General features: G+C 62.3%; 20 protein-coding genes and 1 tRNA gene. 14 read left to right on the top strand and 7 right to left on the bottom strand.

Annotated elements, in window-relative coordinates:
• Positions 1-2: 2 nt before the first annotated feature.
• Positions 3-917 carry a branched-chain amino acid ABC transporter permease gene (locus ACP15D_RS03240; RefSeq protein WP_424956135.1) on the bottom strand — a complete coding sequence of 305 codons (915 nt, stop codon included), beginning with the start codon at positions 915-917 and terminating at the stop codon, positions 3-5.
• A gap of 33 nt (positions 918-950) precedes the next feature.
• Positions 951-1,193, bottom strand: a complete 243-nt coding sequence (locus ACP15D_RS03235) for a CDGSH iron-sulfur domain-containing protein (RefSeq protein WP_072373556.1) — start codon at positions 1,191-1,193, stop codon at positions 951-953.
• 376 nt (positions 1,194-1,569) lie between these two features.
• Between ACP15D_RS03235 and ACP15D_RS03230 the strand changes: the two genes are divergently transcribed.
• The 12 genes from ACP15D_RS03230 (at position 1,570) to ACP15D_RS03175 (ending at position 14,668) form a co-directional block, all read left to right on the top strand.
• Positions 1,570-2,955, top strand: a complete 1,386-nt coding sequence (locus tag ACP15D_RS03230; protein ID WP_424956133.1) for a carbohydrate porin — start codon at positions 1,570-1,572, stop codon at positions 2,953-2,955.
• Positions 2,956-3,020: 65 nt separating this feature from the next.
• Positions 3,021-3,944, top strand: a complete 924-nt coding sequence (gene miaA / locus ACP15D_RS03225; RefSeq protein WP_424956131.1) for a tRNA (adenosine(37)-N6)-dimethylallyltransferase MiaA — start codon at positions 3,021-3,023, stop codon at positions 3,942-3,944.
• Positions 3,945-4,032: 88 nt separating this feature from the next.
• On the top strand, positions 4,033-5,799 hold the full coding sequence (locus ACP15D_RS03220; protein WP_424956130.1) for an acetolactate synthase 3 large subunit: 1,767 nt from the start codon (positions 4,033-4,035) through the stop codon (positions 5,797-5,799).
• Complete coding sequence (locus tag ACP15D_RS03215; protein ID WP_424956129.1) at positions 5,799-6,440, top strand: hypothetical protein; 642 nt, start codon at positions 5,799-5,801, stop codon at positions 6,438-6,440. The genes ACP15D_RS03220 and ACP15D_RS03215 overlap by 1 nt, the downstream gene beginning before the upstream one ends.
• A 2-nt stretch (positions 6,441-6,442) precedes the next feature.
• On the top strand, positions 6,443-6,991 hold the full coding sequence (gene ilvN / locus ACP15D_RS03210; protein WP_424956128.1) for an acetolactate synthase small subunit: 549 nt from the start codon (positions 6,443-6,445) through the stop codon (positions 6,989-6,991).
• 116 nt (positions 6,992-7,107) lie between these two features.
• Positions 7,108-8,127 (top strand): ketol-acid reductoisomerase, encoded by a 1,020-nt coding sequence (gene ilvC / locus ACP15D_RS03205; protein ID WP_424956127.1) that lies wholly within the window; start codon positions 7,108-7,110, stop codon positions 8,125-8,127.
• 78 nt (positions 8,128-8,205) lie between these two features.
• Positions 8,206-8,433 carry a hypothetical protein gene (locus tag ACP15D_RS03200; protein WP_424956126.1) on the top strand — a complete coding sequence of 76 codons (228 nt, stop codon included), beginning with the start codon at positions 8,206-8,208 and terminating at the stop codon, positions 8,431-8,433.
• 478 nt (positions 8,434-8,911) lie between these two features.
• Entirely contained in the window at positions 8,912-9,622 is a 711-nt protein-coding gene (locus ACP15D_RS03195) for an NUDIX hydrolase (protein ID WP_424956125.1), read from the top strand.
• Between the two features lie 104 nt (positions 9,623-9,726).
• Positions 9,727-10,638 carry a PhzF family phenazine biosynthesis protein gene (locus ACP15D_RS03190; protein WP_424956124.1) on the top strand — a complete coding sequence of 304 codons (912 nt, stop codon included), beginning with the start codon at positions 9,727-9,729 and terminating at the stop codon, positions 10,636-10,638.
• A gap of 89 nt (positions 10,639-10,727) precedes the next feature.
• Positions 10,728-11,588 carry a hypothetical protein gene (locus ACP15D_RS03185; RefSeq protein WP_424956123.1) on the top strand — a complete coding sequence of 287 codons (861 nt, stop codon included), beginning with the start codon at positions 10,728-10,730 and terminating at the stop codon, positions 11,586-11,588.
• Positions 11,589-11,905: 317 nt separating this feature from the next.
• A complete protein-coding gene (locus ACP15D_RS03180) occupies positions 11,906-13,477 on the top strand; it encodes a 2-isopropylmalate synthase (RefSeq protein WP_424956122.1) in 1,572 nt (523 codons plus the stop codon).
• A 153-nt stretch (positions 13,478-13,630) separates the two neighbouring features.
• On the top strand, positions 13,631-14,668 hold the full coding sequence (locus tag ACP15D_RS03175) for a rod shape-determining protein (protein ID WP_424956121.1): 1,038 nt from the start codon (positions 13,631-13,633) through the stop codon (positions 14,666-14,668).
• A 3-nt stretch (positions 14,669-14,671) separates the two neighbouring features.
• On the opposite strand, the gene ACP15D_RS03170 is transcribed toward ACP15D_RS03175, so the two are convergent.
• Positions 14,672-14,977 carry a PilZ domain-containing protein gene (locus tag ACP15D_RS03170; protein WP_424956120.1) on the bottom strand — a complete coding sequence of 102 codons (306 nt, stop codon included), beginning with the start codon at positions 14,975-14,977 and terminating at the stop codon, positions 14,672-14,674.
• Between the two features lie 333 nt (positions 14,978-15,310).
• On the opposite strand from ACP15D_RS03170, the gene ACP15D_RS03165 reads away from it, so the two are divergent.
• Positions 15,311-15,386: transfer RNA gene (locus ACP15D_RS03165), tRNA-Lys, on the top strand.
• A 14-nt stretch (positions 15,387-15,400) separates the two neighbouring features.
• Here the strand turns inward: ACP15D_RS03165 and ACP15D_RS03160 are convergent.
• Positions 15,401-16,654 carry a hypothetical protein gene (locus tag ACP15D_RS03160; RefSeq protein ID WP_424956119.1) on the bottom strand — a complete coding sequence of 418 codons (1,254 nt, stop codon included), beginning with the start codon at positions 16,652-16,654 and terminating at the stop codon, positions 15,401-15,403.
• The gene (locus ACP15D_RS03155) at positions 16,651-16,920 is read right to left on the bottom strand and encodes a hypothetical protein (protein WP_424956118.1); all 270 of its coding nucleotides are present in this window, start codon (positions 16,918-16,920) and stop codon (positions 16,651-16,653) included. Before ACP15D_RS03155 ends, ACP15D_RS03160 begins: the two co-directional genes overlap by 4 nt.
• 772 nt (positions 16,921-17,692) lie before the next feature.
• On the opposite strand from ACP15D_RS03155, the gene ACP15D_RS03150 reads away from it, so the two are divergent.
• The gene (locus ACP15D_RS03150) at positions 17,693-18,031 is read left to right on the top strand and encodes a hypothetical protein (protein ID WP_424956117.1); all 339 of its coding nucleotides are present in this window, start codon (positions 17,693-17,695) and stop codon (positions 18,029-18,031) included.
• Between the two features lie 959 nt (positions 18,032-18,990).
• Here ACP15D_RS03150 and ACP15D_RS03145 read toward each other — a convergent pair.
• Together ACP15D_RS03145 and ACP15D_RS03140 are read right to left on the bottom strand one after the other, a co-directional pair.
• Positions 18,991-20,433 (bottom strand): IS1182 family transposase, encoded by a 1,443-nt coding sequence (locus ACP15D_RS03145; protein WP_424956116.1) that lies wholly within the window; start codon positions 20,431-20,433, stop codon positions 18,991-18,993.
• 87 nt (positions 20,434-20,520) lie between these two features.
• A complete protein-coding gene (locus ACP15D_RS03140; protein WP_424956115.1) occupies positions 20,521-20,799 on the bottom strand; it encodes a helix-turn-helix transcriptional regulator in 279 nt (92 codons plus the stop codon).
• Positions 20,800-20,955: the final 156 nt, after the last annotated feature.

Genomic DNA, 20,955 nt, shown 5'->3' with positions numbered 1-20,955 from the left:
GATCAAACCTTTTCGACGTCGGGGCGCCCAAGCAAGCCGGAGGGCATGAAAATTAGCACGATGGCGAGAATCGAGAACGCGGCGACGTCTTTATAATCGATAGAGAAGTAGGCCGACCACATGGTCTCGATGAGACCGATGAGCAGGCCGCCAATAACGGCTCCAGGAATCGAGCCGATGCCGCCGAGAACGGCCGCGGTGAAGGCTTTGACGCCCGGGGTGAAGCCGTCGGAGAAATTGACCACACCGTAGTAGGTCATGAACATCATGCCGGCGACGGCGGCCAGCGCACCGCCGATGACAAAGGTGAGCGACACAGTGCGGTTGACGTCAATCCCGAGCAGTGCGGCCATGCGGCGGTCCTGCTCACAGGCGCGCTGAGCGCGTCCGAGTTTCGTCTTCTGTACCAGCGCCCAAAAGGCGACGAGGAGGATGGCGGTGACGGCGAAGATGAGGAACTGCTTTTCGGAGATGGTGGCGTAGCCGCTGCCGATGGGGATCTCGATCGTATCGTTCAACATCGGGGGGACGGGCTTGTTGCGCGGGCCCTGGGCAACTTGCACGAAGTTGGAAAGAAAGATCGACATGCCGATGGCAGAGATGAGCGGCGCCAAGCGGAATGATCCGGCCAGCGGTCGGTAGGCGACGCGCTCGATCACCCAGCTCCACAGCGCGGTGAGAAGCATGCCCAGCACCAGCACAATGAGAAGAGCAAAACCAAGGGCGGTGACGCCGAGCACCTGGGTGAGGATCAGGAAAAGAATGAGGGCGATGAAGGCGGACACCATGAAGACGTCGCCGTGGGCGAAGTTCACCATGCCGATGATGCCGAACACCATCGTGTAGCCGATGGCGATGAGCCCGTAGATCGAGCCGAGTGATAGACCGTTGATCAACTGCTGGACGAAATATTCCATGCTACCCCCCCGGCTCGACAGCGCTTGGCAAAGCTAGAGCAAAAGATGCGATCCGTCGCAGAATGGTTCGTCGTCGGTCTGTTTGCAGCCACAGATATTGAATGTCCCCGTGTGATCGACGACGAAGCGCATCGGCTCGATGCCGGTGCCGTTGTGCGAGCCATCGCAGAAGGGCTGCTTCTGGGAGCGGCCGCAGCGGCAATAAAAATACGGCTTTCCTTCCGTCAGCTCGACCTGATAGGGGCCAGTTTGGGCCACGATGGGCTCGTCAGCCATGCGCAACTTCTCCTGCTTTTTGATTTCGAGCGCTTGTCCCGTTGCACCGTTAGTAGATGGCTAGCGGCTTCGATGCGGCGCGACAAGAGTGGCGAACCCCGCATTGGGAGTCGTGGGCGCGTAAATTGGCTAGACGTCGTGTTTTGCAGGTCACAGGCACGTCGCGGCTGCGCCAATGACCGATATCAGTGCAGCAATTGGCGAAATGATTCGCAGGCGGACGCGCGCGTAGCGATGCGCGGGCGTCACAAGCGCTGCCGGGGAATCGTGCGAGATCAGCGCGAAAGGCTGGCCCCCGTCCGGGCTGGCCTGATCGGCCGTAGCCGGTTGAGGTGGAAACTGCATGACCTGTGCGCGCCGTCGCGGCAGGATAGGGGTGGACTGGTGCGCAGGTGCGCGCGGCGTTGCTGCCGCGATCGCGCTGCTGAGCGGATTCTCCTGCCCGGTTTTTGCCCAGACGATCGAGGCAGAGAGCGACCGCGTTCCGGGACTGCCGGAGCCGTCGATCGCCGTGAACTTCCCGCGCTCGTTCGGCGATCCGGGGGGCGTGCGGACGATGCTCGCAGGCAAAGGCATCACCTATGCCGTCAATTATATCGGTGACGTGCTAGGCAATCCGGTGGGCGGGTACGCCCAAGGCACGCAATATATCGGCCGGCTCGATGTGGAGGTTGGCGTCGACCTCGAAAAGGCGGTTGGCTGGAGGGGGCTAAGGTTCTTCGCCAACGGCTATCAGATCCACGGGCAGAGCATCACGGCGGCGAACCTCGGCGTGCTGATGCCGGCGAGCTTCATCGAGGCGCTGCCATCGACGCGTTTGTTCGAGATCTATCTGGAGCAGAAGCTGCTCGATGATCACATGACGCTGCGCGTCGGCCAGCTCTCGGCGGATTCGGAGTTCATTATCAGTGAGGCTGGCGCTGCGTTTCTCAACGGCTCGTTCGGCTGGCCGTCGATCACGGGTATCAACCTGCCCGATGGTGGGCCGTCCTATCCGATGGCGGCGCCGGGTGCGCGGATCGCGTTCAATCCGAACGACAGCATCGGCTTCTTGTTCGGCCTCTTCAGCGGTGATCCGGCGGGCGACTGCCCGGACGACGAGGTTCCAGAGGACTGCAATCCCAATGGTTTACTGTTTCCGTTCACCGCGCCGCTGTTCATCGCGGAGACGGCGATCAAGTACAACCAGGGTGAGGGGGAGCTTGCTGGAAAGCTGAAGCTTGGCGCCTATCGTTACTTCGGCACCTTCGTGCCCCAGGCGATTGGCAACAACGGATTGCCTATCGGGCTATTCGGGCCGACGGGGTCGCGGGACCAGAAGGACTACGGCTTTTACGCATTGCTGGATCAGATGATCTATCGCGTGCCCGGCAGCAAAGAGCAGCGCGGCGTGACGCTGTTCGGGAGCTACATTGTGGCTCCGCCCGAAGGCAATCTCATTCAGCACTATTTCGAGGCGGGCGTAACGCTGCACGGCCTGTTCGATGACCGTCCACGCGACACGTTCGGCGTTGGCTTCATCTATACGGGCGTCTCTTCGCGGGTGATCGACTTCTACCGCGAGATCGGGAATCCGGTGGTGCCCAGCTTCGAAGGCGTGCTGGAGGTGAGTTACACCGCCGAGATCATGCAGGGCCTCTACGTGCAGCCCGACTTTCAATACTTCTGGAACCCCGGCGGGCATACGAATGACCCGGTCGATCCTCTGAAGGCCATCCCCAACGCGGCAGTGTTCGGCCTGCGCACGACGATCAACTACTAGCGTCGGCAAACTATTAGCGCTGGGTGCAATGGAAAGGTGAGGCGGCCTGCTGTAGGGCTTCACGCATGAATGACATGCGCCCCATCCTCATTGCCGGACCGACCGCGAGCGGAAAGTCGGGGCTCGCGCTGCGCCTCGCCGAGGACCTGGGCGGGATCGTCATCAATGCGGATTCGATGCAGGTCTACCGCGAGCTGCGCATCCTGACGGCGCGGCCCTCAGCGGCGGATGAACAGCGTGCGCCGCATGCGCTCTATGGGTTCGTGTCGGGGCAGGAGAGCTATTCGGCGGGGCGGTACGCCAGGGACGTAGCCCGTGTGCTGGGCGAGGCGCAGCGCTCGGGGTTGCGGCCGATCATCGTCGGCGGCACGGGGCTTTACTTCAAGACGCTGACGGAGGGGCTTTCTCCAATACCTGCCATTCCGGAGGACGTGCGCCAGCACTGGCGTGCACGAGGCGCGGAGGTGGGGGCTGGTGCGCTGCACGGTGAGCTTTCGGCGCGCGATCCAGAGATGGCGGGGCGGCTGGCGCCGACCGATACGCAGCGGATCGTGCGGGCACTGGAGGTGCTGGAGGCGACGGGGGTGTCGCTGGCCGAATGGCAGCGGGTGCCGCGGGAAAAGATCATCGACCTCGCCGATACGGTGCCGCTGCTGGTGCGCGTGGAGCGCGATGAGCTCTACCAGCGGATAGACGCGCGCTTTTGCGCGATGATCGAGGCGGGGGCGCTGGACGAGGTGATGCAACTTGAGCAGCTGGAGTTAGATCCCGCTTTGCCGCTGATGTCGTCGCTCGGGGTTGGGCCGCTGCGACGCTATCTAGCCGGGTCGGTCTCTCTTGAGGCGGCCATCGGCGAGGGGCAGACGGAGTCGCGTCAGTACGCCAAGCGGCAGGTCACTTGGGCTAGAAGTAATATGATTGCGTGGATGCCTGTTTATGCGCAAGAAATGCAAAGTGATCTGGCGAAATTCGTATCTTTAGTTCAATAGCCGCATTGACCCGTCATTTTCGGCACCATACGTTGCGCGCCAACAGTTAAGGGGGTCGGATTACGACCCGAAAGCCTTGGAGCTGGCTATGGCACGTACGATGACGGGCGCAGAAATGGTGCTCGAAGCGCTCAAGGATCAGGGCGTGGAACATATCTTCGGCTATCCCGGTGGCGCGGTGCTGCCGATCTACGATGAGCTATTCCAGCAGGATAAGGTCAAGCACGTCCTGGTACGCCAGGAGGGCGGTGCGCTGCATGCGGCCGAGGGCTATGCGCGCTCGTCGGGCAAGGTGGGTGTTGCGCTGGTGACGTCGGGGCCGGGCGCGACCAACGCTGTGACCGGGCTCACCGACGCGCTGATGGATTCCATTCCGCTGGTGTGCATCACCGGGCAGGTGCCAACGCACCTCATCGGCAACGATGCATTCCAGGAATGCGATACGGTCGGCATCACGCGCCCATGCACGAAGCACAACTGGCTGGTGAAGAACGTCAACGACCTCGCCCGCATCCTGCATGAGGCCTTCTATATCGCCAAGGCTGGGCGCCCGGGTCCGGTCGTGGTCGATATTCCAAAGGACGTGCAGTTTGCGACGGGCAACTACGTCGGCCCGTCGAACATCGCGCACAAGACTTACAAGCCGCGCGTGAAGCCGGATCAGACGGCGGTGCGCGAAGCTGTGGACCTGATGGCGCGCGCCAAGAAGCCTGTGTTCTATACAGGTGGCGGCGTGATCAATTCTGGCCCGAAGGCGAGCCAGCTGCTGCGCGAGCTGGTGCGTCTCACCGGCTATCCGATCACGTCGACGCTGATGGGTCTTGGTGCTTATCCCGCTTCCGACAAGCAGTGGCTGGGCATGCTGGGCATGCACGGCACGTACGAAGCCAATCTGGCGATGCACGATTGCGATGTGATGGTCGCGGTGGGCGCGCGCTTCGATGATCGGATCACCGGCCGGCTCGATGCGTTCGCGCCGAACTCGCTGAAGATCCAGATCGACATCGATCCATCCTCGATCAACAAGAACGTGAAGGTCGACATCCCCATCGTGGGCGACGTGGCCTACACGTTGGAAGACATGCTGCGCGTGTGGAAGTCGAAGGCGCCACAGCTCGACAAGGCCGCGCACAAGAGCTGGTGGAAGCAGATCGACGGCTGGCGCGCGAAGAAGTCGCTCAGCTACAAGAACTCGAACGATGTGATCATGCCGCAGTACGCGATCGAGCGTCTGTTCGCGCTGACGAAGGATCGCGACTCCTACATCACCACGGAAGTGGGCCAGCATCAGATGTGGGCGGCGCAGTTCTATCACTTCGACGAGCCGAACCGGTGGATGACCTCGGGCGGCCTGGGCACGATGGGCTACGGCCTGCCGGCGGCGATCGGCGCGCAGCTTGCGCATCCGAAGTCGCTGGTGATCGACATCGCGGGCGATGCCTCGATCCTGATGAACATCCAGGAGGCCTCGACGGCGGTGCAGTACGACCTGCCGGTGAAGGTGTTCATCCTCAATAACCAGTACATGGGTATGGTGCGGCAGTGGCAGCAGCTTCTGCACGGAAACCGGCTGTCGCACAGCTATACCGAGAGCCTGCCCGATTTCGTGAAGCTCGCCGAAGCCTATGGCTGGACGGGCATGCGCTGCGACGATCCGGCAGAGCTCGATGATGCCATCCGCGCCATGATCGAGACCAAGGGGCCAGTTATCTTCGATTGTCGCGTGGCGACACTGGCAAACTGCTTCCCGATGATTCCGTCAGGGAAAGCGCATAACGAAATGCTGCTCGGCGAGGACGTTTCCGACGAGGAAGTCGAGAACGCGATCGGAGCAGAGGGCAAGGTTCTGGTCTGATGAGAGATGTGCGAAGCGATATCGCCAAGAGTGCCGGCAAGGCTTCTGGCTCGGGGAAGGTGGCGCACGCGCGTGCGCTGCTGGCGCTCGGGGCTGCGGCCGTGATCGGACTTGGCTCGACGTCGCTCGCAGCGGCGCATGACCCGGGCTGGGATCAGGTCGAGAACATCAAGGAAGCGGCGACGCGGCTGGCGCAGATGCAGCGCACGCAGGGCGCGACCAAGACGTTCGGCTTCATCGATGCCTGCTACCGCACGCACAGCCTGTCGTCGGAGTACACCAAGGCGTTCGAGGCGTGCATCGCGCAGGACTACATGGAGACGCAGATCCTGACGATGATCTATTCGCGCACGCCGCTGGACGTATTGAAGCGACAGGGCGCTCCGAGCCCGAAGATGCTGGTAGAGACGATGTCGCGGCGGGTCGGCGCGGCGTTCGGCCAGTACAAGGTCCCGAAAGAGAAGATTGTCGCGTTCCAGCGGAATGTCGATGAGCACGGGTTTCCGCTGTTCTTCAAGACGCTGTTCCCGGGGGCGAAGCTGCCGCCTCGTCCCGCCGATGTCGTGCCAACGCAACCGAACTCGGCTCCCGAGAATACTCCCACTCCAGCCCCAGATGCGGCCCCAGAGAAAAAGCAATGAACATGGCCAAGCCACTCGCAAAGAGTCACTACGTCGGTCCCGGCGCCGTGCAGGCGGTCGTCTCGCGCACGCTATCTGTTCTGGTCGACAACGAGCCGGGCGTGCTGGCGCGTGTCATCGGCCTGTTTTCGGGGCGCGGCTACAACATCGACAGCTTGACGGTGACCGAGACGGAGCATGAAAAGCATCTGTCGCGCATCACCATTGTCACGCGCGGCACCCCTGACGTGATCGAGCAGATCAAGCATCAGCTGGAGCGGCTGGTGCCCATCCACCGGGTGCGCGATCTCACCAATGAGGGCGTGGCGCTGGAGCGCGAACTGGCGCTGATCAAGGTTTCAGGCAAGGGCGAAAAGCGCATCGAGGCGCTGCGGATTGCCGAGATTTTCCGGGCCAAGGTGGTCGACACGTCGACTGAGCACTTCGTCTTCGAAGTGACCGGAAAACCCTCGAAAATCGAGGAGTTCATAGGGATCATGACGGAACTCGGCCTTGTCGAAGTGTCGCGCACGGGCATCGCCGCCATTGGCCGCGGCCCTGTAAGCAGCTAAAGGAGCTGCGCTGATTAATTCCGCCGGCCGCGTTTGTCGGCCGGCGCCCACCCGATTGCTGCATCCCGCAGCTCGATATCATCACTCGCTACGAGACAGAAACGACAGAGGAAGCCATGCGCGTTTATTACGATCGTGATGCCGACACCAATCTCATCAAAGGCAAGAAGGTTGCCATTGTCGGCTATGGCTCCCAGGGGCGCGCACATGCGCTGAACCTGAAGGACTCGGGCGTCAAGGACATCCGCGTTGCTTTGCGACCGGAGTCGACGACGGCCAAGAAGGTCGAGGCCGACGGACTGCAGGTGATGTCGGTGGCCGATGCTGCCAAGTGGGCCGACCTCATCATGATGGCGACGCCTGACGAACTGCAGGCCGACATCTACAAGAACGAGATCGCCGACAACATTCGCGATGGTGCGGCAATTGCCTTCGCGCATGGTCTCAACGTGCACTTCGGCCTGATTGAGCCGAAGAAGACCCTCGACGTGGTGATGATCGCGCCGAAGGGCCCGGGCCACACGGTGCGCGGCGAATACCAGAAGGGCGGCGGCGTGCCGTGCCTGATCGCGGTGCATCAGGATGCTTCGGGCAACGCGCACGATCTGGCGCTGTCGTACGCGTCGGGCGTGGGCGGTGGCCGCTCGGGCATCATCGAGACCAACTTCCGCGAAGAGTGCGAGACCGATCTCTTCGGTGAGCAGGTGGTGCTGTGCGGCGGCCTCGTGGAGCTGATCCGCGCGGGCTTCGAGACGCTGGTCGAAGCCGGGTACGCGCCGGAGATGGCCTACTTCGAGTGCCTGCACGAAGTGAAGCTGATCGTCGACCTGATCTACCAGGGCGGCATTGCCAACATGAACTACTCGATCTCGAACACGGCCGAGTGGGGCGAGTATGTTTCCGGTCCGCGCATCATCACGCCGGAGACGAAGGCAGAGATGAAGAAGGTTCTGAAGGACATTCAGACCGGCCGCTTCACCTCTGAGTGGATGCAGGAATACAAGTCCGGCGCTGGGCGCTTCAAGGCAACGCGGCGTCTGGCGGACGAGCATCCGATCGAGCAGGTCGGTGCCAAGCTGCGTGACATGATGCCTTGGATCAAGGCGGGCGCTCTGGTTGACAAGTCGCGCAACTGAGGCGCGTCTGCAACTGCAACCTGGCTGAACTTGGCGCATACTGTCGGCCTCACTTGCGGGTCAACAGGGAGTTCAGCCATGTTGCGTGTTCTGTCATCGATTGCATTGGCGGCTTGCGTCGCTGCGGTGCCGCTTGCGATGTCGTTTGGAGCGGCTGACGCTGCTCCGAAGGCGACGAAGATCTGCAAGCACAAGACCTCGAGCGGCAAGATCAAGACGTGGCGCTGCGGCGCCGATCAGCCGTGCTGCTCTGCGGAGATGATCAATTACTATACGTGCGGATCGAAGACGCTGGGCTGCCTCTAGGTCGACAGCAGAAGCCAGAAGACCCGCGCAGCGTGCTTTGGGGAGGTAGCGTTAGGCTACAGCCGCGCGAGCCTTCCAGGCGGTCGCCCTGCAACGACGATTGGACTCGCTGCAGGGCGCGCAAGGAAACGGACGGCAGAGAAGCGGGGACCTCCACCGTCCGCTCCAGCGGCGCCACGGTAATGGCGCCGCCGGATTTCTGATCTCACACCTGCGAAGGGCCTCTTGGCCGGCAGGCGCAATTCCGGTCATCGCCGCGCGCGTTGAAGCGCGCGGATGCGAGGATGCCGTTAGTGATGATCGCTTGGGCGAAGCAAATGCAAAGTCCCCCTCGGCACTGCTTGCTGACACCCTCAGTCCACTCCTGCATCGTGGAGCGAGCGTGGTTTGTTCTTGGCGAAACTAAGATTTCGCCGCGGAAATCAAGTTTGAGTGGGCCACTTCGATTTTGGCCATAAAGTTGCCGGAGCGCGCTGCAGTGCGAGCTATGCCAGGACAAGGCGCGGTCGTTCGCGTTCGCGAATGCGCGCTCAGCATCGACGAATGGCGCTGGCCGCTGGCCATGCGGGATGAGGCGATGATCGTCAGTCATTGGGAGCGCCGACGCGCGGCGTGCCCCTCGCTGTTCAATGGCGCGGTTTATCTCTTCCGTGACCATCAGATCGAAGCAGGACGGCTGTCCGGCACGCTCTTCAAGACGGATTTTCGCACGATGCTTTATTGGCGCTCGCTGCCGTTTGCGACCAGCGATGTCGTGCGCGAAGCATCGGGTGCGGCGCTTATCAGGTCCGCCGACGGTTACTTGTTGTTCGGGCGGCAAGCGCCGGGGCAACTCAATTCCGGACGCACCTATCCGCCGAGTGGGGTGATCGATGCCGACGACGCTAGCGCTGGGCGGATCGACATCGACAGCTGCATCGTGCGCGAATTGGGCGAAGAGACCGGGCTGTCGCCGGATGAGCTGCAGCGTGTTCCCGGCTATGTTGTTGCCGCCATGGGGGTGCATGTCGCGATCGGTGTCGAGTGGCGCAGCGCGCTCACCGCGGAGGCGCTGCGCGCGCGCATCATGAGCTTCATCGAGGGGCAGGAGTCCCCAGAGCTCGACGATATCGTCATCGTGCGCGGTACGGACGACTGGACGGATGACATGCCGGTGCACGCGCGGGCGTTCGCACGCGGGGTGATCTGACTGCGCTTGTTTGCTGAGTGCGAGGCGGCGCCGAGGCATCGGCGCGCTTGACCCGCCACGGGAATTGGGCAGAGTGCGCCGGCTTTTGTAACCGGATATCCCGCATGGCGCTGCCGCTTTATACGCTCGACGTCTTTACCGATCGCCGGTTCAGCGGCAACCCTCTTGCCGTCATCACCGACGCCGACGCGCTGAGCGTCGAGCAGATGCAGGCGATTGCCGGCGAGCTGAACGTCTCGGAAACGGTCTTCGTCATGAAGTCGCAGAATCCGGCGCATTCGGCGCGGATCAGGATATTCACCCCGGGCAGTGAGCTTCCGTTCGCAGGGCATCCAACGATCGGCACGGCCATCCTGCTGGCGCAGCTGCGCACGCAGATGGTGAATGGCGAGCGCGATGCCATCATCGTGCTGGAGCAGGCGATCGGCACGGTGCGCGTGGGCGTGCGGCTACGCGATGGTCAGGCGGCACTGGCGGAGTTCGATGCGCCGAAGCTGCCGGAGAAGACAGCGCTGCCTCCCTCGCGCGACCGTATCGCCGATGCGCTGGGGCTGCTGCCGCGTGAAATCGGCTTTGAGAACCACACGCCGCAGTGCCTGTCGGCAGGGAATACGTTCGCATTCGTGCCGGTGTCGGGCCTTGAAGCGATGGCCAAGGCGCACGTGGAGCAGAGCCATTGGAACAGCGTGTTCCCCGGCGGCACGTTTGGCGGCGTCTACCTCTATACGCGCGAGTGCGTGCACAATGGCTCGGCGTTCCACGCGCGCATGTTTGCGCCGCAGATCGGCGTGCCGGAGGATGCGGCGACGGGTTCGGCCGCGGTGTGCTTTGCCGGCATCGTGCACGACTTCGATGCGCTGCCGGACGGGGTGCATCGCAGGATCATCGAGCAGGGCTACGAGATGGGACGGCCCAGCTCGATTGCGTTGACGCTGGTGGTGGCGAGTGGCCGGCTGGTGACGGTGCGGATCGGCGGCAGCGCGGTGCGGGTCATCGACGGGGCGATCACCGTCTAGGCGCTGCAGGTCCTGACCTTGATCAATGTTGCGCCGGAAATGGGCTGGATGCTCCGTTATCGCTCCAACACATGCTTGGGGCGAACATTTTGCTGCAGAAATCAAAGCATTCATTGGCTGCGGGCCACGCGCACGATCTTGGACTGGTACACGATCTGGCGATGATCGGGCGTCGACGCGTGCTGGCCGGGCTCGGTGCTATCGGCGCCGCGGCGCTCCTCAGCGCGTGCGGAGACGAGCCATTTTTCGACCGGGCGGAAGCCGATGTGATCGGGAGTGGCGCGGACGGTAGTCAGTGCGTTGCACATCCGCGCGAGACGGCCGGGCCCTATCCGGCGGACGGCTCCAATCGTGCGCATGGGACGCTGGCGAACGTGCTCGACAAGAGCGGGATCGTACGTGCCGACATGCGCCCCAGCCTTGAAGCGGGGCAGCCCGCAGCGGCCGGTGTGCCGCTCGAGCTGACGGTAGAACTCGTCAACGTCAAGGATGCGTGCGCGCCGTTGGGGGGCTATGCGATTTACCTTTGGCATTGCGATGCCGAGGGCCGCTACTCGATCTACGATCTGCCGGAGGCGAGCTTCCTGCGCGCGGTCGGGGTCGCTGACGGGAGCGGGAAAGTCTCGTTCACGACGATTTTCCCGGGGTGCTATCGCGGCCGATTTCCGCATATGCACTTCGAGGTCTATCCCAGCCTCGAGAAGGCAACGGACTACAAGAACCGCATACTGACCTCGCAGCTGGCGATGCCCGAGGCGCTCTGCGGGGCGGTCTACGACGCGGGCGGGGTCTATCAGACTAGCATTGCCAACTACGCGGCTTCGCCGCTGGCAGAGGACGGAATATTCGCCAATAACACCCGGCGGCAGCTCGCGGCGCAGACGCCTGTGCTCGAGGGCAGCATGGCTGACGGTTTCCGGGGGCGGGTGGTGATCGGCTTAAGGGCTTAACGGGCCGCGGGGGCGTGTGCCGCGGTGCCGCCGGGTGCAAATCGGGCCGGACTAGCCAATTGCGCCGCGTTGTATTAAGAGATGACCCATGCGCCAGATGACACGCATTGATGGCAAAGGCTTTCTCCGCGCGGATTCGCTCCGCGGCGGCGCCTCGGCGCGACTTCCGCAGCTTCTGAACCTGCTCCTTAGCAGCCCCTGAGCCGATCAAGGTTCCGGTGATCCCGGGACGGTGCTCAGGGGGATGACAAGTCGAGCCAGCTGGTTGAACATTCGCCGAGCCTTGAGCCCGGCCGGAAGCGAAAGAAGAAATTCAGATGAGCACCGATCCGCAAAAGCCCGTGGAGCAGTCCGAGGCTGAACGCGTCGTCATTTTCGACACCACGTTGCGTGATGGCGAGCAGTGCCCCGGGGCGACGATGACGTTCGAGGAGAAGCTCGAGGTTGCCGAGTGCCTCGACCAGATGGGCGTCGACATCATCGAGGCTGGGTTCCCGATTGCGTCCGAAGGCGACTTCGAGGCCGTCTCGGCCATTGCCAAGCGGGTGCAGAACGCGACGGTGGCGGGCTTGGCGCGCGCCATCAACGCCGACATCGATCGCGCGGGCGAAGCTGTGAAGCACGCCAAACGTGGACGCATCCACACATTCGTCTCCACCTCGCCGATCCACCTCGCGCATCAGATGCGCAAGACCGAGGCCGAAGTGCTCGAGATCATCACCGCGACGGTGGCGCGGGCGCGCAACCTCGCCGAGGATGTCGAGTGGAGCGCGATGGACGCAACGCGAACGGGCATCGACTATCTGTGCCAGTGCGTCGATGCGGCAATCAAGGCGGGCGCGACGACGATCAATCTGCCCGACACGGTCGGCTATGCGACACCGGACGAGTATGCGGAGATGTTCCGGCAGGTGCGCGCGCGCGTGCCTGACGCCGACAAGGCCGTGTTCTCAACGCATTGCCACAACGACCTCGGTTTGGCGGTGGCCAACTCGCTGGCGGCGCTGGGTGGCGGTGCGCGGCAGATCGAATGCACGATCAACGGCATCGGCGAGCGCGCGGGCAACGCGGCGCTGGAAGAGATCGTCATGGCGATCAAAACGCGGCGGGATAAGCTGCCCTACGAAAGCGGTATCGACAGCACCATGCTGTCGCGCGCGTCGCGCCTCGTCTCAGCGGTGACGAATTTCCCGGTGCAGTACAACAAGGCGATCGTCGGCCGGAATGCGTTCGCGCACGAGAGCGGCATCCACCAGGACGGCATCCTCAAGTACCAGCAGACCTACGAGATCATGACGCCGGAGTCCGTCGGCGTCGGCAAGACCTCGCTGGTGATGGGTAAGCACTCGGGCCGCAACGCCTTCCGCACCAAGCTGAAGGAGCTGGGTTACGAGCTCGGCGAGAACGCGTTCGAAGATGCGTTCAATCGCTTCAAGGCGCTGGCCGATCGCAAGAAGCACGTCTACGACGAGGACATCGAGGCGCTGGTCGACGAGGGCATCGCCCACATGCACGACCGGATGAAGGTGGTTTCACTCACCGTCATCGCCGGCAACATGGGGCCGCAGCAGGCGACGCTGACGCTCGATATCGATGGCACGCAGCACACGGTGCAGTCCGCGGGCAACGGTCCAGTCGATGCGACGTTCAACGCGATCAAGCAGCTGGTGCCGCACGAGGTGAAGCTGGACCTCTATCAGGTGCACGCGGTTACCGAAGGCACGGACGCCCAGGCCGAGGTGTCGGTGCGCCTGGAGGAGGGCGGCCGCATGGTGACGGGTCGCGGCGCCGATACGGACACCATGGTGGCGTCGGCACGTGCCTATGTCTCTGCGCTCAACAAGCTGATGGTGAAGCGCCAGAAGACGGCGCGCGCTCAGTCGCTCTAAGGGCTACCGATTTGCTTTGGGCGTCGCTGCAACTCGATTTGCGGCGGCGCCCTTTTCTTGCGGTCGCGTTGGCGCGGCAAGCGGATTGCGCCTAAGGTCCTTACGAAGACTGTTTTTGTGGCGGGCTCGGGAGAGCCAGGGCTGGGGCTGGCTATGCTGCGTGGCGTGGCGGGTGCATTCAGGGATGACATAGCGATCGACCTCGGCACGGCGAATACGCTGGTGCACGTGGCCGGGCGCGGCATCATCATCGATGAGCCTTCCGCTGTTGCGGTGCGCTCGCACCGCGGCACGCGCGAGATGCTGGCCGTTGGCCGCAAGGCAAAGGCAATGATCGGGCGCACGCCGGAGAACGTGGAGCTGGTGCGGCCGCTGCGTGATGGCGTCATCGCCGATTTCGTCGCCACCGAGGAAATGCTGCGCCAGTTCATCAAGCGCACGAAGACGATGCTAGGCTTCCGACGGCCGCGCATCCTCATTTGCGTGCCGGCGCAGGCGACGCCGGTGGAGCGGCGGGCGGTCTACGATACGGCGGTGTCGTTAGGCGCACGCAGAGTCTACCTGGTGGCAGAGCCGGTTGCTGCGTCGTTAGGCGCGGGGCTTCCCGTGGGCGAGCCTGGCGGAGCGATGGTGGTCGATATCGGTGGCGGCACGTCCGATATCGCTGTCCTGTCGGGTGGCAAGATCGTCTCGGCGCGCACGCTGCGGGTGGCGGGCAACGCGATGGACGAAGCCATCGTGCGCTACATCCGGCGCCAGCATCAGTTGCTGGTGGGTGAAGCAAATGCAGAGCGCATCAAGGTGGAGGTGGGCACGGCGCTCGCCGCAGCCAATGGGCGATCCGCGGAAGTGCACATCCGCGGGCGGGATCTGCGCCAGGGCAGCGCAAAGTCCATCGTGCTGCGCTCGAGCGATGTTGCCGAGGCGCTGGCGGAGCCCGTGGAGGCGCTCGCGGAGTTCGTGCAGCGGGCGCTGGAGGATCTACCGCCCGACACCTTGAGCGATATCGCGCGACGTGGCGTGCACCTCACCGGAGGCGGGGCGCTGCTCGACAAGCTGGACACGGCGCTGACGCGGCGTATTGGCGTCAAGTTCCGCGTGCAGAACAATCCGATGCATTGCGTCGTCAAAGGGTCCGCGGAGATCATCGCGTCACTGCGTGCGCACGAGCATCTGCTGATGACACCGTAGAGGTCAGGCGAACTTCAAGCGTGCGAAGCGCTTGTTGGCGGCGTCGTGAATGCTGCTGGCCGGGCCTTTGAACTCGACGCCAATCGAGTTTGGCTGACGCCAGGCGATGGCGGCGGGGTAGATCATGCCCGACGACTTCTCGTAGAGATAGAACGTGTCCGGCAGGCCAACGGTGTTGGCGATGAGGAGCTTGGCGCCGTTCGCGGACATGTCGCGAATTGTGCAATCGAGCAGTCGCAGACCGTCGGCGAATATGATCTTGCCCTCCTTGAGGACGCGCCGGCGCGGAACCTTTCGTTTCTCTTCCATGGGTACCGGGTCCATCGGTTCACCGGGCGCCGGGCTGCAGGCCCCCTGTCGGGATGCCGGTGAGAGATCAGCCTAGCCGTGATTCTGCCCCCGCGCAGTAGCGGCGAGGCCCGGCGGGCGCAATCTGCAGGGGCAGGGACCTTTTTCGCGGTTTTCCTGCGATCCAAGCGGTTTGGCGGACTGGCGAATTTTCCTTTGCCGCTGCGGCTGGACAGGCGGGCGCGAGGGTGCTAAACGCAGCGTCAACGAGGGCTCGCGTGGCGGGCCCTTTTGACGTCTTGGCCCCGCGGCGAACGCCGCACCCAGTGGCCGGGACGCGCCGCTCGGCGGCATGGGTGATTAGCTCAGTTGGTAGAGCAGCTGACTCTTAATCAGCGGGTCGAAGGTTCGAATCCTTCATCACCCACCATTCCTTTCAATGGGTTAGTCTGGAACAGATGTTCCGTTGCGACTCTTTGATGAGCCGTCATTGCTACTCTCGTGCGTTTTTTGTTCTTGGACCCAAGCGCGCCGCTTGCGTGCTGCCGTGAGGCGCTGGGCATCCGTGCGCTTCACGTAGCGCCGCTTGGCATCGGGCGTTGAATGGCCGGATAGCGACATCTCCTGCTCTTCGGTGAGGTCGGAGTCGGCAAGCTCGGTCATGCCACCGTGCCTGCACGCATCGAGCGTCAGCCACGGGGGCAACCCCGCCACGTCGGCGGCCTGGCGCACGCGTTTTCGCGCCTCCCGCATCAGGAATGGGCGAGGGTCGAGGACGCGGCCTTTCCGCTTTCGCGCAGGCGCCATGAGCACGATGGGGGTACCGAGCCGCTGTAGTCGATCGAGGTGCTCTGACAGCTCGGGGAAGAATGGTCCGTCGCTGTCCGACAGCGGCATCCAGACCAGGGCACCGGTTTTGTGATGCTCGATGCGCACGGAATTCGGTTTGCTCGCGGGCTTGTAATCCAGCCAGGTGAGGTGCCCCGCGATGACGTTCTCTGGTCTCTGCAACCATTCAAAGCACACGAGGGGAGCGACCGCGAGGTGAGGCTCTCCAGCTGCAATGAGTGCGTTGTGCAGCGCATAGGCATCCTCACGTGTTGCAGCAGGGCGCTTACCCCTGCCGTGCGTGAGCTCGACGCCACGAAACGGATTGAGCGCGGGAACGTCCTTGGGGTAGAGACGCGCCACGACATCCCAGGCTCGCGCCGCGAGAGCAATGCACAGAGCGGCCTGACGCAAGCGCGGCCCGCGTGGTCCTTCCTTCAGCCGTTGGTATATTTTGTCGGCAGCCCGCGCGTCGATGGCTTTGACGGGTGCAGTGCCGACGTCACCGCCCGATTTCCGCGGCAAGGCGCAAATCAGCTTGAAGGCGCGGATGTAGTCCGGGCGTGACCGCTCGGAGACCTTCTGCCACGCGAGAGAGTCAGGCCGTCTGTAGCGTTCGAAGAGCCATTCGAGAGTTCCAAAGCCTCGCTGGAGATCGAGCGACCGTACGCCACCGATGCTGGAACGCCAGCTATCAAGATGGCGATTGAGTTCGTTCGCGCGCGCGATGGCCGAGCCGATATCACTGCCAAGCGGCTCGGCCTGTAAATTAAAGCCAGCTCTGATGTCTCTGCGGCGCGGCCGCCAATAATAGGCAATTTCGCCGCTGGCGAGGCGCCGCTCGATCATGTAGCGCGGCCAGCCCTTCACAAGTCGTCTGCGAGGCTTGCCGCAGTGACCGAGCGCGCTCTCGTCAGCCGGTCGATTGCTTCGTCGAGGCTTTCCTTTGTCCATACGCGACCTCTTCCAGGAATGTTGAGTGCCGGGGGATAGATCGAACCGGTGCGCCGCAAAAAGGATTTGACCGACTTCTCATCGGTATATTCAGCGGCGGTCTGCGCCCGCATAAGCCGTGGCCAGTGCCGCGTCGCAAGTTCGATGTGCTGGACGGATGCAGGCTGTCGGCGACGCGTCACTGCGCCCCTCCCCTTCTCTCGAGCGATCCAAAGTTCGCCCGCGAAAGCCAGCCCTTTTCCTCTCTCAATGCACTGCTCCTCACGCGACTATCTAGCGTGAGGTTGATCTACAAAACCGGCGTGTGAAAATGCTTGTTTCCTAGCTACGCCTAGCTACGACATGGCGATGTTTGTCGCGAAAAGCGGCAAAACCAGTTTTTCGAAACCCAGTAACGTGCGAAATAAGTGTGAAATAAATAGTGATATACGACTAGCTACTCCTAGCTACTCCTAGCTACGCGCGCCGAAAACTAGTCCTAGGCACGCAATGCAAAATGCGTCATGCAAAGGGCGTGAAGTTAAACAGTGAAAGGAAGCAAAATGAAAAGCGCGTCGAAATTGGAGTTTTTCGCTACGAAGCAGTTGGGTTCGATTCTGCACGCATCGCCACGAACGCCGGAGCGCTGGCGTGGGCATGGTAAGGGCCCGTCTTACACGCGAATAGGCAGCGCTCTAAACGCCAAGTTGGTTTCCCCGAACGCAGACGTGGCGCTTTGGCTAAGCAAGAATCGCCGAAGTGTCATCAGCCGTCCTAAGCCCGCGGTGCTGTCGCCGCCCAATGATGACCTTTCCAGGTATCAGGGCCTGTCCTGGACGCTGAGGGCAGCATAGTGCCACAGGGCAGACGTTCAATGAGAAACTGTTTCGCGCCCACAAAAATGCTCGGCGTAGCCGCATTGACGGCCCAGGCGGCGGCTCGGCGTGCCACGCAGTGGTGTGCGAGGGGGCACGAATGAGAAGAGTGCCGATTAGCCCGAAGGCTGCAGAAGAAATCAGGAAGCAGCTTGATCTGTTCGAGAAACGTTTCGGAAGAAAACCGTTACCGGGTGAGCCAGTATTCTTCGACCCGGAGACCTCGGGGGATGCCCCTCGTCCGTTTGATCCGAAAAAGCTGATGCACCAAGCAATCGCTGCATTGAGGGCGGCTGGCGCCGACGAGGCCGTTCTGTACGCCGCTGAAAAGACGGACCGGCTGCTAACGCGGGATAGTTACGCGGCCGCGCCGAGACATATTCAACAGGAGTGGGACAGCGCAATTGCAGAGTACAGGGAAAAGATAGAGAAGCGATGATGCTGAAGCAGGAATTGCACTATCCGGTCTTTCGAGGTTCGAGGCCCCTAACGGTGTCAGCAACGGTTTGGAGGAGGTGGCGTGGTGCCCAGAAAGAGACTCTAACCTGAAGCGAGCGGATCGAACGTGTAGGATGGCGTTGGCTCCGCCGGTAGGAATCGAAACTGAGCAAAGGGGGGTGCTAAGTCCAGCGCAGCTTGCAAGCTGAATACGAATATCAATTGCGTAAGCTTGAGGAGGCCCAACGAAGACGCGTAGGTCGGCTCCCGTAGGAAACGCCATTGCACAGGCAGCCGGCGGTAGGATTGAGTGCACTGACGGAGGTTACCGCAAGTTTAGCGGCCTAGATCCTCGTGGGTTCGATCCCTCCGGCTCCGCCGATTGCGGCGTAGCTAATAGTAGCTTAGCGGGGCCTAAGGGGGCTGAAGCGTAGGTTCGACTCTAGCCCCCTCCACCATGCCGGCGGATCGTCAGCCGCGTCTCATCTCGTTCTGCGCGAACTCAGTGGTTTGGGAGCGATCCAAGCTGCGTCCGGCGTGCCCGCATTGCCCAATACTTGCGCAAATGCACAAAAAAGCACTTGTCCCGGACGACCGTGGTCACGCGGATCGGCGCTCTTGTCCGTCTGATAGTTGCCGCAACGGTGTTGGTGGAGGATGGCGTGATTCGAACCGAATAGCTTCAGCGCCCGAAGTGGCCCAATTGCTGGAGTTTCAGCTCAGGTGGACCCGGTTCCAAGTGATACATTTGGTAAGATGCTCCGCTGCGTGCCGATGGCGATCAGACCGTTGGCCTCGAGTGTCCGCCGTATTGGGCGAAGACACGTCGTATTGAGGCAGGGAAGCGCGAGCGTTTAGGTCTGCTGGACGCGGTCCAGCAGCTACCGCAATGCCGAGAGGCCGTGTGATAACTCGGGCTCGTTGCGGATGGCGAGCATCGGTGAGTGTCCTCTGGGGACCTCACATCGCTCCGAGCAGCTTCGGCACCCCGAGGATCGCCATCACCCGCTTCAGATTGTAGGCCAGAACGTGCAGTGCCATCTCGGTAACGACATGCTTCAGCGTTTTCATCTTGAAGTGGGTGGCGCCCATCCAAGCCTTTATAGTCCCGAACGGATGCTCGACGGTCTGGCACCGTAGCGACATCTTTTTGGGATCATCGTCGAGGCGCTGCTGAACGCGCTCGAGAATGCCCTCGTGCTCCCAGCGACGCACGCGACGTTCCTTGCTGGTGGTGCACCGGCCTTTGATGGCGCATTTTCCGCAAGCATCGGTCCAGTACGAGTGCAACGTCTTCCCGGCCTCGGTGTTAGTGAAACGGTACGTCAGTCGCGCACCGGCTGGACAAACATAGGCATCATCGCCGGCGATATAGGTGAAGTCCGCGCGGTCGAAGCGGCCATGAGCTGCTGCATTGGAAGTGTGCGGCTTGGGCACGGTGACCGGAATGCCGGCGTCCTCGCACGCGACGATCTCCTCGCCCTTGTAGTATCCCTTGTCGGCGACTGCCTCGATATCGTCGCTGGACATCTCCTCCTGCGCCGCACGTGCCATCATCGCCAATGCGTCGCGATCGTAGCCGAGGTTCGTCACCTCGTGCGCGACGATCAAATGATGCTTCGTCTCGACGGCAGTTTGCACATTGTAGCCGACCACACGGGGCTTTCTGCTCGTCGTCGCCATGGTGCGGGCATCGGGATCGGTCAGCGAGACCTGCGTCTCTCCGCTGCTGTCCATGCGCCGCTCTATCGCTTTCAAGGCATTGGCCTCTCGTCTGCAGTAGGCCAGTTTCTTGATCGCACGCTCAAGCCGAGCCATCGGTACTGCCATGCCGGTCTTGCTCAGCACCTCATCGGCACGGTCGAGCTCGACAAGATACTTTTCGATGACCGCATCAATCTCTCCAAGGCGCCGCTTGAGCTTCTCGCGCGTGAAGCTCTTCGTCTTCGCGTTGACCGCTTTGAACTTGCTGCCGTCGATCGCGACGATGCTGGCGTCCAGGAGATCCAGGCCGCGGCAAAGGGCGACGAACTGCTGGCATACCTTGCGGATGGCCGGACCGTTGTCGCGCCGGAAGTCGGCGATGGTTTTGAAGTCGGGCGCCAGGCGACCCGTGAGCCAGATCAGCTCCAGGTTCCTCCGGCACTCGCGCTCGAGGCCACGCGAGGACTGCACCTGGTTGAGATACCCGTAGATGTAGATCTTGAGGATCGTTGCCGGATGGTAGCTGGGGCGGCCCGTCTCCTCTGGGATGACGCCGTCGAAGCCGAGCGCCGCTAGGTCGAGCGCGTCAACGAAGGCATCGACCACGCGAACAGGGTTCTCCTCGGCGACGTAGTCGTCAATTGTTTCAGGAAGAAGCGTCGCCTGCGTCCGATCCGCGCCCTCGATGAACCGACCCATTCGATCCTCCCGCATTTGCTCGAGAGAATCGTACAATGGTTCGTCAGAGGGGGCACGTTTTCACACAGCCTCCCAGGATGGCGGGAACTACCGCTTATCAGCAGCGTCGAACATGGTCCACGACTTGGCCGAGTTCATCGGCTCGTGTGGAGTGAAGGGGGCAACGGGAACGATCCGATCGTCGGCCCATCGAACAACGTCGGCCAGCTTGTAACGAACGCGAGCGTTTTTCGCGGGGCCCAGTCGCAAGTAATCCGGCCCGCGATGCTCGAGGCGCATCTTGTTCAGGGTGCGCACAGATAATCGCAGGATCTTTGAAACCTCACGGGTGGTCAGAAGAAGCGGGCTAGGGTCTCGAATTGTCATCGGCGGCGAGCCTTTTTTATCGGCGATGGAATGGCGACTCCGTGCTTCACCAATATGCTGCGTGCTTGCGCGAGTTTATCGTCCCTTTCTTCGGCCCTCTTGCGAATTTTGAGTAGATGATCGAGTGCCCATGCGATTTCAGTATCATTATTCATC

Source organism: Hyphomicrobium sp. 1Nfss2.1 (genome assembly GCF_965243865.1).
Classification (GTDB): domain Bacteria; phylum Pseudomonadota; class Alphaproteobacteria; order Rhizobiales; family Hyphomicrobiaceae; genus Hyphomicrobium_A.
Note: the sequence above shows the minus strand (reverse complement) of the source record. Positions and strands in the feature narration are given on the sequence as shown.

Excerpts from the sequence above, each read along its gene's own strand:
- ACP15D_RS03240 (WP_424956135.1), bottom strand. The coding sequence starts at position 917 with ATGGAATATTTCGTCCAGCAGTTGATCAACGGTCTATCACTCGGCTCG.
- ACP15D_RS03235 (WP_072373556.1), bottom strand. The coding sequence starts at position 1,193 with ATGGCTGACGAGCCCATCGTGGCCCAAACTGGCCCCTATCAGGTCGAG.
- miaA (WP_424956131.1), top strand. The coding sequence starts at position 3,021 with ATGAATGACATGCGCCCCATCCTCATTGCCGGACCGACCGCGAGCGGA.
- ACP15D_RS03220 (WP_424956130.1), top strand. The coding sequence starts at position 4,033 with ATGGCACGTACGATGACGGGCGCAGAAATGGTGCTCGAAGCGCTCAAG.
- ACP15D_RS03215 (WP_424956129.1), top strand. The coding sequence starts at position 5,799 with ATGAGAGATGTGCGAAGCGATATCGCCAAGAGTGCCGGCAAGGCTTCT.
- ilvN (WP_424956128.1), top strand. The coding sequence starts at position 6,443 with ATGGCCAAGCCACTCGCAAAGAGTCACTACGTCGGTCCCGGCGCCGTG.
- ilvC (WP_424956127.1), top strand. The coding sequence starts at position 7,108 with ATGCGCGTTTATTACGATCGTGATGCCGACACCAATCTCATCAAAGGC.
- ACP15D_RS03200 (WP_424956126.1), top strand. The coding sequence starts at position 8,206 with ATGTTGCGTGTTCTGTCATCGATTGCATTGGCGGCTTGCGTCGCTGCG.
- ACP15D_RS03190 (WP_424956124.1), top strand. The coding sequence starts at position 9,727 with ATGGCGCTGCCGCTTTATACGCTCGACGTCTTTACCGATCGCCGGTTC.
- ACP15D_RS03180 (WP_424956122.1), top strand. The coding sequence starts at position 11,906 with ATGAGCACCGATCCGCAAAAGCCCGTGGAGCAGTCCGAGGCTGAACGC.
- ACP15D_RS03175 (WP_424956121.1), top strand. The coding sequence starts at position 13,631 with ATGCTGCGTGGCGTGGCGGGTGCATTCAGGGATGACATAGCGATCGAC.
- ACP15D_RS03170 (WP_424956120.1), bottom strand. The coding sequence starts at position 14,977 with ATGGAAGAGAAACGAAAGGTTCCGCGCCGGCGCGTCCTCAAGGAGGGC.
- ACP15D_RS03150 (WP_424956117.1), top strand. The coding sequence starts at position 17,693 with ATGAGAAGAGTGCCGATTAGCCCGAAGGCTGCAGAAGAAATCAGGAAG.
- ACP15D_RS03145 (WP_424956116.1), bottom strand. The coding sequence starts at position 20,433 with ATGGGTCGGTTCATCGAGGGCGCGGATCGGACGCAGGCGACGCTTCTT.
- ACP15D_RS03140 (WP_424956115.1), bottom strand. The coding sequence starts at position 20,799 with ATGACAATTCGAGACCCTAGCCCGCTTCTTCTGACCACCCGTGAGGTT.